Raw genomic sequence first — 11952 nt, forward strand, 5'->3', positions numbered from 1 at the left:
GTGGGGCACTCTTGAAAAACACCGCACGCAAACACATGTGCGGTCCATGCGGCCGACCCGTGCCGCGTCTGACCCAGGAGCCACCGACATGATTTTCGCCCCCGTGATCCGCCACGCCACCTATGTCGCACCGCGCGTGGGAGACGCCGCCGTGCAACGCTTCCTGCGCCACACGCTCACTGCCGCCGCCGCGCCGCACGATGCACGCGCCACAGGCGTGAACGTGCAGCAGGACGACAAGGCTATCACCGTGCATCTGGACGTGCCAGGCCTGTCGCGCGAGCAACTCGCGGTCACGATCGAAGGCAACCAAGTGCGCGTCGCCAGCGCCGAAGGTGCGCCCCGGCGCGTGCAGCGTGCATGGGAGTTGGCGCAGGACATCGACCCGCAGGCCAGCACGGCGCGACTGGAACATGGCGTGCTCACCCTGGTGCTGGCCAAGAAGCCGCCGCAGAGCAGCGCCGTTCGACTGGCCATCGACTGACAAGACGCAGAGCGTCGCCTGATTCCAGGGCGGCCGGGTGGCCGCCCATTTGCTATTTTTTATCTAGCTACTACCGCTTGCCGGATGGGCGCTACCGCCCATTTTTAACCTGATCCTCTTCCAGGGCACACCACAGCGAGACTCCGACTAAACCGTCCGCGTTCGACGCATGTGGGGCCTTGTCCCGGCTTGTCCAGTCCGGCGCCTGTCCGCATCGAACGCCGCGGCCGGGTGCTGCCCCATCGCAGCGCCTCACTCATGGCGCAGCGCCTCGATGGGGTCCAGCCGCGCGGCGCGGCGGGCCGGGAAATAGCCGAACACCACCCCGATGCCCGCCGAGAACACGAACGACAGCAGGTTCACGCCCGCGTGGAACACATAGGGGATGCCCATCACCTGCGCCAGCGCAATCGACGCGCCCGTGGCCAGCACGATGCCGATGAGGCCGCCCAAAGCAGCCAGCACCACGGCCTCGATGAGGAACTGCATCAGCACCTCGCGCTCCAGCGCGCCGATGGCCAGGCGCAGGCCGATCTCCCGCGTGCGCTCGGTCACGCTCACCAGCATGATGTTCATGATGCCGATGCCGCCCACCAGCAGGCTCACGGCCGCCACCGCGCCCAGCAGCGTGGTCATCACGCGCGTGGTGCCCGAGAAGGTGTCGGCCAGTTGCTTGGTGTCCAGCACGTTGAAGTTGTCATCGTCGGTGTCGGCCAGCTTGCGGCGTTCGCGCAGCAACTCGGTCAGGCTGGCCTTCACGCGCTCGGGGTCGCTGCCATCCTTCATGGACACCAGCAGCGTCGGCACGCGCGTGGAGCCCGTCACGCGGCGCTGCAGCGTCTTGAGCGGCAGCAGCACCAGATCGTCCTGGTCGTTGCCGAAGGCGCCCTGCCCCTTGGAGGCCAGCACGCCCACCACCTCGCACGAAAACTGGCGCACGCGCACGCGCTCACCCAGCGCATCGCCGCCGGCGAACAGCTCCCGCCGCACCGTCTGGCCGATCAGGCACACGGCAGCGCCCACGCGCAGCTCGTCGGTGGTGAATTCGCGCCCGCTTTCCAGCGTCCAGTTGCCGGTCTGCAGCCAGGCATTGGTGCTGCCCATGACGCTGGTGGCCCAGTTACGCCCGTTGGCCACCACGGTGGCGCTGGTGCGCGCCTCGGGCGCCACGGCCAGAATGCCGCCGATCTGCTGCGCGATGGCCTCGGCATCCACATCCTTGAACGAGGGTGCGCCGCCACTGCCCCCGGGGCCCAGCCGCTGGCCAGGACGCACTTGCAGCAGGTTGGTGCCCAGGCTGGAGATCTGCGCCTGCACCGCCAGCGTGGCACCGTTGCCCAGCGTGACCATGGTGATCACCGCGCTCACGCCGATCACGATGCCCAGCACGGTGAGAAAGGACCGCATCAGGTTGCGCCGTATCGAGCGCAGCGCCTGCAGCAGAGAGTTGAGCAGCATCATGGCGCCACCTCCCCCGTGCCTGCGCTTGCAGGCGCTTCCCGGGACACCTGCGCATGCGGGTGCGGATTGCGCTCGTCGCTTTCGATGCGCCCGTCCACGAAGCGCACGATGCGCCGCGCGTACTGCGCCATGTCGGGCTCGTGCGTGACCATGAGTACGGTGATGCCCTGCTCGGTGTTCAGGCGCCACAGCAGTTCCATGATCTCGCGGCTGCGCTGCGTGTCCAGGTTGCCGGTGGGCTCGTCGGCCAGCAGCACCGTAGGCTCGGTGACGATGGCGCGCGCAATCGCCACGCGCTGCTGTTGCCCGCCGGACAGCTCGGCCGGTGTGTGGTGCTCCCAGCCCTTGAGGCCCACGGCTTCCAGGGCGCGGGCCGCAGCCGCATGGCGCGCGGCCGTGCTCTCGCCGCGGTACAGCAGCGGCAGCTCCACGTTCTCCTGCGCCGAGGTACGCGCCAGCAGGTTGAAGCCTTGGAACACGAAGCCCAGGAAGCGCCGCCGCAGCCGCGCACGGTCGTCGCGCGACAGCGAGTGCACCGGCAGGCCGCGAAACAGGTAGGTGCCCGCGGTGGGCCGGTCCAGGCAGCCCAGCACGTTCATGGCCGTGGATTTGCCCGAGCCGCTGGGGCCCATGATGGCCACGAAGTCGCCGCTGTCGATGTCCAGGTCCACGCCCTTGAGCGCCTGGAAGGCCAGCGCGCCCTCGCCGTACACCTTGGTGATGCCGCGCAGGCGGATCAGCGGTTGCGCATCGGCGGGCGCAATCATGGCTTCGCCCCGCTCGCAAGCTGGTCGGTGATGACCTGCATGCCCGGCTGCAGCTCGTCGCTCTCCACCTCGGTGACGCGGCCGTCGCTGATGCCGGTCTTCACGCGCACGGGCTTGGGCGTGCCGTCCTGCAGCACCCACACCTGGCGCTGGGGGCCGTCGCCGCGGCTGCCGTCCGCGCCCGCGCTGCGCCGCTGGCCCGAGGGGCGTGGCATGCGCGGCATCAGCTGGGACATGATGCCTCCGCTGCCGCCCGCGCTTGCGCCAGAGCTGCCCTGTGCACCGGGCCGGCCTGCCTGGGGGGCTTCCCCCGCCGCGCCCGCGGGCTTGAAGCGCAGGGCCGTGTTGGGCACGGTAAGCACGTCATTGCGCTCGGTGGAGGTGATGGTGGCCGCGGCCGTCATGCCGGGGCGCAGGCTCAGATCGCCGTTGTCCACCTCCAGGTAGGTGATGTAGGTGACCACGTTGTCGGTCTTGGTGGAGCCGAAGGCCACGCGCGTGGTGCGCGCCGGGTAACGCCGCGAGGGGTAGGCGCTCACGGTGAAGGTGGCCTTCTGGCCCGGGCGCACCGAGCCCACGTCGGCCTCGTCCACGTTGACCTCCAGGCGCAGCTTGGTCAGGTCCTCGGCCAGGGTGAGCAGCGTCACCGCCTGCAGCGACGCAGCCACGGCATTGCCCGGCTCCACCGCGCGCGAGAGCACCACCCCGTCGATCGGCGATCGGATGGAGGCCTTAGTGACGTTGGTCTCGTCGGTGGCCAGCGCCGCGCGCGCATCTTGCACGCTGGCGCGCGCAGCGGCCTCGTCGGCCTGGGCGCGCTCGTAGGCGGCGCGGCCGGTGTCCAGCTCGGCCGCCGAAGGCACCTTGCCGCCGGACAGGCGGGCCACTTCCTCCAGGCGCGACAGGCTGGCGCGCGCCTCCTGCATGGTGGCCTGCGCCTGTGCCAGGCGCGCTTGCGCCGACGCGACCGAAGCGCGCGAGCGCAGCACCTGCGAGTCGAGCTTGGTGGTGTCCAGCTCCACCAGCACCTGGCCCTTCTTGACCTGGTCGTTCACGTCCACCAGCACGCGGCGCACGGTGCCTGAGAGTTCACTGCCGATGTTCACCGACCGCGTGGGCTGCAGCGTGCCGTTGGCCGCCACGGTGAGCGTGATCTGCCCGCGCTGCACCTCCTGCGTGACATAGCGCGGCGCCGCTTGGGCGCGCTGGCGGTCCTGCCAGTACCACCAGCCGCCGGCAGCGGCGGCCAGCACCAGCACGGCCAGCCACAGGGTGATGCTCTGCCACCAGCGCCGGCGCAGGCCGTCGCCCAGCAGGGCCTGCAGGCGCTGCGGGGCCGCCGCGGCGGCATGGGAAGCGGGGGCGCTGGAAGAGCTTGGGGATTCTTGGTCGGTCATGGTTCTTGCCTGGGAAGGCGCCGCTTGGGCGGCAGCGCCGGGTCATTCAGCAGGTTTTTTGGGGGGCCGCTCAGGGCGCGGGCCAGCCGCCTCCCAGCGCCTTGTACAGGCGCACATGGTCGGTACTCACGCTGGCGGCCGTACTGGCCACGCTGTCCTGCGCGGACAGCAGCGTGCGTTGGGTGTCCAGCACGGTCTGGAAGTCCACCAGCCCGCTCGCATACTGGTTCTGCGCCAACAGCGCCGCGTTGCCCGCAGCCTCGGCCGCGGCGGACAGGCGCTGCAGTCGGTCACGGTCGCCCTGCAGCGCGACGAGCGCATCTTCCACATCCTTGAGCGCGCCGAGCACCGATTCCTCGTAGCCCACCTGCGCCTGCTGCAGCGCAGCCTCCTGCGCGCGCACCTGAGCACGCAGCGCCCCGCCATCAAACACCGGCAGCGACACGCTGGACAGCAGCGACGCCACCGTGGCGCCCCCACCCGTGAGCGCGCCCAGCGTGAGGGCGCGCAGGCCCAGCGTTCCGCTGATGCGCAGGCTGGGCATGCGCTGCGCCTCGGCCTGGGCGACGCGCTCCCAGGCGGCGCGCACGCGCTGCTCGGCCTGGCGCACGTCGGGGCGCTGGCGCAGCGTGTCTGCGGGGAAGGCCAGCGCCAGGTCCGCTGGCGGTTGGGGCACGGGCGCGTGCGCGGACAGGGCCTCGTCCAGCGCCGCGGGCGGCTGGCCGGTGAGCACCGCCAGCGCATGCCGCGCCTGCGCGATGCCCGCCTGCAGCGTGGGCACCTGGGCGGCGGTCTGCTCCACGGCGGCGCGGGCCTGCTCGGCCGCCAGCGAACTGGCCAACCCCGCCTGCACACGCCATTGGACGATCTGCGCAGTTTCGCTCTGCGCCGCCAGGTTCTGCTGGGCAATCTGCAGGCGCTGCTGCTGGCTGCGCAGGCTGATGTAGTTCACCGCCACCTCGGCGGCCAATGCCACCTGGGCGGCGGCCACGCCCTCCTCGGCGGCCAGCAGGTCGGCCTCGCTGGCGCGCACGCCGCTGGACAGGCGGCCGAACAGGTCGGGCTCCCAGCTCGCGTCCAGTCCCGCCTGGAAAGTGTTGCCGGTGCTGCCATTGCTGCGGCTGCGCTGGGCGGAGCCCGATGCGTTCACGGAAGGCAGCAGGCCGGCGGCCTGCACGTCGCGCTGGGCACGCGCCTGCTCCACGGCGGCGCGTGCGCTGCGCATGCTGGTGTGCGACTGCAGCGCGCGTTCCACCAGGCCGGTGAGCTGCGCATCGCCCAGTTGCCGCCACCACTGGGCCAGGTCTTGCGGGGTCGCGGCCGCGCCAGCCTGCACTGCCGCCTGGCCGGCCCACGCAGCGGGAGCGGCCACCGCCCCCTCCAGCGCGGGAGGCGGCCGCGTGGCGCAACCGGCCAGCACCAGGGCGGCCAGCAAGGCCAGTGGCGCCGAAGCGCGCGGGCGACGGCGGGAGCGAGAAGGAAGCGCTGCGGCAAACATGAGGGCAATTGTTACAGCGCTCCTTGTCAGCGCCACCAGCGGCAGATGAACTTTTGTAAAGAAAACCGGAGAACCCGTGGCGTGGCACGCTGCTACCCTTGCGTGCCAAATGCCCGCGTGGCCTCACCGCCGCGGCCGCCCCTCGCAAAGGAGTTCCCATGCCCCCTCTTCCCCTGCTGATCAACGGCGCGCCCCGGCCTGCCTCGGGCGGCGCCACGTTCGAGCGCCGCAACCCGCTGGATGGCCGCATTGCCACCACGGCCGCTGCGGCCACCCCCGAAGACGCCGTGGCCGCCGTGCAGGCAGCCGCCCAGGCCTTTCCCGCGTGGGCCGCGCTGGGCCCCGCCGCGCGACGCGACCTGCTGCAGCGCGCCGCGCAGGCCCTCACGGCGCGCGCCGATGCCTTCGCCGCCACCATGGCGGCGGAGACCGGCGCCTCTGCCGCCTGGGCCGGCTTCAACGTGCACCTGGCCGCCAACCTGCTGCAGGAGGCCGCCGCCCTCACCACGCAGATCACCGGCGAGGTGATCCCGTCCGACATGCCGGGCAGCCTGGCCATGGGCGTGCGCCAGCCCGCCGGCGTGGTGCTGGGCATGGCGCCGTGGAATGCGCCGGTCATCCTGGGGGTACGCGCCATTGCCACGCCGCTGGCCTGCGGCAACACGGTGGTGTTCAAGGGTTCGGAAACCTGTCCGGCCACCCACCGCCTCATTGCCGAGGCGCTGCACGACGCCGGCCTGCCCCCGGGCGTGGTGAACTTCATCACCCATGCGCCCGGCGATGCGGCCGACGTGGTGGAAGCCATGGTGGCCCACCCAGCCGTGCGCCGCGTGAACTTCACGGGCTCCACCAAGGTGGGGCGGCTGGTCGCGCAAACCTGCGCACGCCACCTCAAACCCGTGGTGCTGGAGCTGGGTGGCAAGGCCCCCTTGGTGGTGCTGGACGATGCCGACGTGGATGCCGCCGTGAACGCCGCCGTGTTTGGCGCGTTCGCCAATTCGGGGCAGATCTGCATGTCCACGGAGCGCCTGGTGGTGGACGAGGCTGTAGCCGATGCGTTCGTGCACCAACTGGCCGAACGCGCCCGTGCCCTGCCGCTGGGCGACCCGCGCCAGGGCCCGGTGGTGCTGGGCCCGGTGGTGGACATGGCCACCGTGCAGCGCTGCAACGCGCTGATCGACGACGCGCTGGGCCAGGGCGCGACGCTGGTGTGCGGCGGCAAAAGCGACACCCCGCTGATGCCCGCCACGCTGCTGGACCGGGTGACGCCCGCCATGCGCATCTACCACGAGGAGACCTTTGCCCCGGTCAAGGCGATCGTGCGGGTGCGCAGCGTGGAGCAAGCCATCGCCACCGCGAACGACACCACCTATGGCCTGTCGGCCGCCGTGTTCGGGCGCGACGTGGCGCGCGCCTGGAACGTGGCCGCACGCATCCAGTCCGGCATCTGCCATGTGAACGGCCCCACGGTGCACGACGAGCCGCAGATGCCCTTTGGCGGCGTGAAGCAGTCGGGCTGGGGGCGCTTTGGCGGCATGGCGGGCGTGCGCGAGTTCACGGAACTGCGCTGGATCACGGTGCAGACCGCCCCACGCCACTACCCGTTCTAGCCTGCTATCAAAAATGTGAGCTGCCAGCGCTTGATGGACAAGCGCTGGAGCCTATTTTGACCAATATCTTCAGGCCGCGAGCGTGATGGCGTCCAGCGGCCAGCGCGGCTTCACGTCGAAGGCGTAATCGCGGTTGGGCTGCTGCTGCCCGGCCTGCAGGCGCATGGCCGCGGCCATGGCGATCATGGCACCGTTGTCGGTGCACAGGTGCAGCTCGGGGTAGTGCACACGCACCTTGGCTTGCGCGCAGGCCGCGTTGAGTTGCGCGCGCAGATGCCGGTTGGCGCCCACGCCGCCGGCCACCACCACACGCTTGAGCCCTGTTTTCTGAAGGGCGGCCAGCGTCTTCTTGACCAGCACCTCCACGATGGCGGCCTCGGTGCTCGCGGCCAGGTCGGCCTTGCGCGCGGGCAGCTCGTCGCCCAGTTTCTTGGCCTGGGTGAGCACGGCGGTCTTGAGTCCCGCGAACGAGAAATCCAGGTCGCCGCTGTGCAGCAGCGGGCGCGGCAGTTTGAACGCGGTGGCGCTGCCCTGCTCGGCCAGGCGCGACAGCGCCGGCCCGCCGGGGTAGCCCAGGCCCATGAGCTTGGCCGACTTGTCGAAGGCCTCGCCCGCCGCGTCGTCGATGGTCTCGCCCAGGATCTCGTAGCGCCCCACGCCCTCCACGCGCATGAGCTGCGTGTGCCCGCCCGACACCAGCAGCGCGACGAATGGAAACTCCGGCGGGTCGCTGCTCAGGAACGGCGACAGCAGATGGCCTTCGAGGTGGTGCACGCCCAGCACGGGCTTGTCCAGCGCAGCGCCCAGCGCGCAGGCCACGCCCGCGCCCACCAGCAGCGCACCCGCCAGGCCCGGCCCGCGCGTGTAGGCCACCACGTCCACATCCTCCAGGTGCTCGCCCGATTCGCGCAGCACCTCGCGGGTCAGCGGCAGCACGCGGCGGATGTGGTCGCGGCTGGCCAGCTCGGGCACCACGCCGCCATAGGCCTGGTGCATGTCGATCTGGCTGTGCAGCGCATGCGCCAGCAGCACCGGCACGGCGCCGCCCTCGCCGGCGCGCACCAGGGCCACGCCGGTTTCGTCACAGGAAGATTCGATACCGAGGATCAGCTGACTCATGCCCGCGAGTGTAGTGGCCGCCCCCCGCGCCCGCCGGGCCGGGGGCAATCGCACGCCCTCGCATACCCGGACGGCGGCTACCAGCGGTCGGAGCGCATGCGCAGCTCCCACTGGCCCTTGCGCAGCTCGTACACGCCCACGGCGCCGTAGCGCAGCTCGCCCTGACCGTCCCAGGCCATGGTGCCGGTGACGGGGGCGTAGCCGTTGATGCCGCGCAGCGCGCGTGTGATGTCGGCGGGCGCGGCGGAGCCGGCCTTCTTGATCGCCTCGCTGACCACGTACACGGCGTCGTAGGTGTAGTGGCCGCCATAGGCCGGGGGCTTCTGGAAGGCGGCGATGTACTTCTCCAGGAACTGGCGGCCGGTGGTGAACTCGGCCACGTCCAGCACCGGCGAGGTGGCGTAGATCCCGTCGATCACGCCCATGCCCTTGGCCATGTCGGCCGTCTTCACCAGGTCGCCGCCCAGCAGCGCCACACGGCTGTGGCCCAGCTTCTGCAGTTCCTGCAGCAGCGCCAGCGCCTGGAAGTCGTTGAGCATGCAGACGATGACGCGCACCTGCGCCTCCTTGAGCCGGGCCGCCAGTTCAGCAAAGGCCACGGTCTTGTCGTCGAAGCTCTGGCGCACGGCGATGTGCTTCTTGGCCGCCAGCAACTGCGCGGCCGCGCCCTCGGCCAGTCCCTTGCCGTAGGGCGAGCCGTCGTCGACCACCGCGTAGGCATCGGCGTTGAGCTGCGCGGCCGCGAACGCGCCGATGGCGCGCGCCTGCAGGTTGTCGTTGGCGACGATGCGGAAGGTGGTGGCCAGCCCCAGCTGCGTGATGCGCGGGTTGGTGGAGATGATGAGTTGCGGCACCTCCTTGGCGGCATAGATGGGCGCGGTCTCCAGGCTCACGCCCGAGTTCAGGTGCCCGATGACGGCCACCACGCCCGACTCCAGCAGCTGCTGCGCAGCCGCCTTGCCCGAAGCGGCGTCCGCGCGGTCGTCCTGCGCCACCACCTCCAGCGTCACGCGCTTGCCGTCCACGTTCAGGCCGGATCGGTTGATCTCGTCCACTGCCAGCTTCACGCCATTGAGCAGGTCTTGCCCCAGACCCGCCAAGGGACCGGACAAGGGCTGCGCCACACCGATCTTGATGGTGTCCGGCACCTTGCTGCATCCCGTGATCCACCCGCCCACTCCCAGCGCCGCCAGCCCCAGGCTGGCGGAAAAACCGCGTCGTTTGATTCCCTGCTGCACAGTCGACTCCTCTCTCATTCATGTGGATATGTGACAGGATGTTCGCGAAAGGATGCCGCCCGCGCCAGGGGGATTGCCCGCGGCCCCAACCGGTGCGTTTCGGCAATCTTCCACAACGCATCGGGGCGGGTGTGGCGTATTTCTTGCTGGCGCCTGCGGCATGACTGAACAACTGCGGATCGTGGTGGTGGCGCCGGACCTGGCGGCCGACGGCGACGCGCATGCAGCGCTGCAGGCCGAGCGTTCGCGCGCGCTGCGCATCGGGCTGCTGGAGAACGGCTTCAACCTCGTGGCCACGCTGCCGGGCGATATGTTTCTGGGCGAGCGCCTGGCCCAGTTGCAGCCCGACCTGGTGATCGTGGACGCCGAAAGCGAGGCGCGCGACGCGCTGGAGCATGTGGTGATGGCCACGCGCGAGGCGCCCCGCCCCATCGTGATGTTCACCAACGACGAGGACACGCGCCACGTGAAGGACGCGCTGGCCGCGGGCGTGACGGCCTACATCGTCGCGGGCCTGGCACCGCAGCGCATCCGCCCCATCCTGGAGGTGGCGCTGGCCCGCTTTGCCCACGAACAGGCGCTGCGCACCGAACTGGCGCAGGCACGCACCGCCCTGCACGAGCGCAAGACCATCGACCGCGCCAAGGGCCTGCTGATGCAGCGCCAGGGCCTGACCGAGCAGCAGGCCTACGAGCGGCTGCGCCGCGCCGCCATGGACCGCGGCCTGCGCCTGGCCGAGGTGGCGCAGCGCATGCTGGACGCAGCCGATTTGCTGGGTTGATGCGCCAGTTTGTGCATTGCACAAATGCGGTGCATCCGATGCCGCGCCACACGGCGATGAAGTATTCAAACAAAACCGACCTGAAACGCCCGACCATCAAGCGCAAACAGCTATCAAAACGAAAGCAACCCCAAAGATGGCACACCGCTTGCAACAGGCCCGGTGACCACCGCTGGTCACGCACCCGGCCCTTCCAACGGCGGAAGGGCCGGGCTCCCAGGACAAAGGCGTCCCCACCCGCTCGGGCAGCGCACATGCGCCGGCCGCGCGGCGTGAGGACGCCTTTTTCCGTTGCTGCACTGCTTTTTTGACGACCCCAAAGGACTCTTGCATGACCGATCTGCTCCACACCCGAATCCCCCGACGCACCGTGCTGCAGGCGGCCACCGTGGGCGCCGTGGGCGTGAGCCCCGCGCTGCGTGCCCTGGTGCACGCCCAGGGCTCGGACGCCCCCGAGAAGAAAGAGGTGCGCATCGGCTTCATCCCCCTCACCGACTGCGCCAGCGTGGTCATGGCATCGGTGCTGGGCATCGACCAGAAGTACGGCGTGAAGATCATCCCCACCAAGGAGGCCAGCTGGGCCGGCGTGCGCGACAAGCTGGTCAACGGCGAGCTGGACTTCGCCCATGTGCTCTACGGCCTGGTCTACGGCGTGCATCTGGGCGTGGGCGGCCCCAAGAAGGACATGGCAGTGCTGATGACGCTCAACCACAACGGCCAGGCCATCACGCTGTCGCGCAAGCTGGCCGACAAGGGGGCCGTCAACGGCGCAAGCCTGGCCCAGCTGATGGCCAAGGAACGGCGCGAGTACACCTTTGCGCAAACCTTCCCCACCGGCACGCATGCGATGTGGCTGTACTACTGGCTGGCCGCGCACGGCATCCACCCCCTGAAGGACGCCAAGGTCATCACCGTGCCGCCCCCGCAGATGGTGGCCAACATGCGCGTGGGCAACATGGACGGCTTCTGCGTGGGCGAGCCCTGGAACCACCGCGCCATCATGGACGGCATCGGCATCACCGCCACCACCACGCAGGCGATCTGGAAGGACCACCCCGAAAAGGTGCTGGGCACCACCGCCGACTTCGTGCAGAAGTACCCCAACACCGCGCGCGCCGTGACGGCCGCCATCCTGGAGGCCAGCCGCTGGATCGACGAAAGCCTGGCCCACAAGAACCAGATGGCCGAAACCATCGCCGGCAAGGCCTACGTGAACACCAGCGTGGACGCCATCAACCAGCGCATCCTGGGGCGCTACCAGGACGGCCTGGGCAAGACCTGGGACGACCCCGACCACATGAAGTTCTATGGTGGCGGCGCGGTGAACTTCCCCTACCTGTCCGACGGCATGTGGTTCCTGACCCAGCACAAGCGCTGGGGCCTGCTCAAGGACCACCCGGACTACCTGGGCGTGGCCAAGGCCATCAACCGCACCGACGTGTACCGCCAAGCCGCCACGGCCGCGAAGGCCCCCCTGCCCGCAAGCGACATGCGCAGCCACAAGCTGGTGGATGGCGTGGTCTGGGACGGCAAGGACCCCGCGAAGTACGCCGACGGTTTCAAGCTCAAGGCCTGACGCCCCGATCGCCCCACCCCC

The 11952-nt window shown here is 70.2% G+C and carries 10 protein-coding genes; 4 read left to right on the forward strand and 6 right to left on the reverse strand.

The features are described from left to right. The first annotated feature begins 88 nt into the window (after positions 1 to 88). Positions 89 to 484, forward strand: coding sequence for an Hsp20/alpha crystallin family protein (locus QY917_RS08000; RefSeq protein WP_123676089.1), 396 nt, complete (start codon positions 89 to 91; stop codon positions 482 to 484). 252 nt (positions 485 to 736) lie between these two features. Here the strand turns inward: QY917_RS08000 and QY917_RS08005 are convergent, their stop codons facing one another. From QY917_RS08005 to QY917_RS08020, 4 genes are all read right to left on the reverse strand, one after another. Then, positions 737 to 1942 carry an ABC transporter permease gene (locus QY917_RS08005; protein WP_302079270.1) on the reverse strand — a complete coding sequence of 402 codons (1206 nt, stop codon included), beginning with the start codon at positions 1940 to 1942 and terminating at the stop codon, positions 737 to 739. Beyond that, positions 1942 to 2712 carry an ABC transporter ATP-binding protein gene (locus QY917_RS08010; RefSeq protein ID WP_123676060.1) on the reverse strand — a complete coding sequence of 257 codons (771 nt, stop codon included), beginning with the start codon at positions 2710 to 2712 and terminating at the stop codon, positions 1942 to 1944. The genes QY917_RS08005 and QY917_RS08010 overlap by 1 nt, the downstream gene beginning before the upstream one ends. Next, on the reverse strand, positions 2709 to 4109 hold the full coding sequence (locus tag QY917_RS08015; protein ID WP_123676059.1) for an efflux RND transporter periplasmic adaptor subunit: 1401 nt from the start codon (positions 4107 to 4109) through the stop codon (positions 2709 to 2711). The genes QY917_RS08010 and QY917_RS08015 overlap by 4 nt, the downstream gene beginning before the upstream one ends. Before the next feature lie 70 nt (positions 4110 to 4179). Further along, the gene (locus QY917_RS08020) at positions 4180 to 5607 is read right to left on the reverse strand and encodes an efflux transporter outer membrane subunit (protein ID WP_123676058.1); all 1428 of its coding nucleotides are present in this window, start codon (positions 5605 to 5607) and stop codon (positions 4180 to 4182) included. A gap of 158 nt (positions 5608 to 5765) precedes the next feature. On the opposite strand from QY917_RS08020, the gene QY917_RS08025 reads away from it, so the two are divergent. Beyond that, entirely contained in the window at positions 5766 to 7217 is a 1452-nt protein-coding gene (locus tag QY917_RS08025) for an aldehyde dehydrogenase (protein WP_123676057.1), read from the forward strand. A 69-nt stretch (positions 7218 to 7286) separates the two neighbouring features. On the opposite strand, the gene tsaD is transcribed toward QY917_RS08025, so the two are convergent. Both tsaD and QY917_RS08035 read right to left on the reverse strand, forming a co-directional pair. Continuing rightward, a complete protein-coding gene (tsaD, locus tag QY917_RS08030; RefSeq protein WP_123676056.1) occupies positions 7287 to 8336 on the reverse strand; it encodes a tRNA (adenosine(37)-N6)-threonylcarbamoyltransferase complex transferase subunit TsaD in 1050 nt (349 codons plus the stop codon). 77 nt (positions 8337 to 8413) lie between these two features. Continuing rightward, positions 8414 to 9574, reverse strand: a complete 1161-nt coding sequence (locus tag QY917_RS08035) for a branched-chain amino acid ABC transporter substrate-binding protein (RefSeq protein WP_123676055.1) — start codon at positions 9572 to 9574, stop codon at positions 8414 to 8416. Between the two features lie 160 nt (positions 9575 to 9734). On the opposite strand from QY917_RS08035, the gene QY917_RS08040 reads away from it, so the two are divergent. Continuing rightward, entirely contained in the window at positions 9735 to 10355 is a 621-nt protein-coding gene (locus tag QY917_RS08040) for an ANTAR domain-containing response regulator (protein ID WP_011805986.1), read from the forward strand. 331 nt (positions 10356 to 10686) lie between these two features. Then, positions 10687 to 11931, forward strand: coding sequence for a CmpA/NrtA family ABC transporter substrate-binding protein (locus tag QY917_RS08045; RefSeq protein WP_123676054.1), 1245 nt, complete (start codon positions 10687 to 10689; stop codon positions 11929 to 11931). Positions 11932 to 11952: the final 21 nt, after the last annotated feature.

The organism is Diaphorobacter sp. C33 (genome assembly GCF_030503915.1).
In the GTDB taxonomy this organism is placed as follows: Bacteria; Pseudomonadota; Gammaproteobacteria; order Burkholderiales; family Burkholderiaceae_C; genus Diaphorobacter; species Diaphorobacter nitroreducens.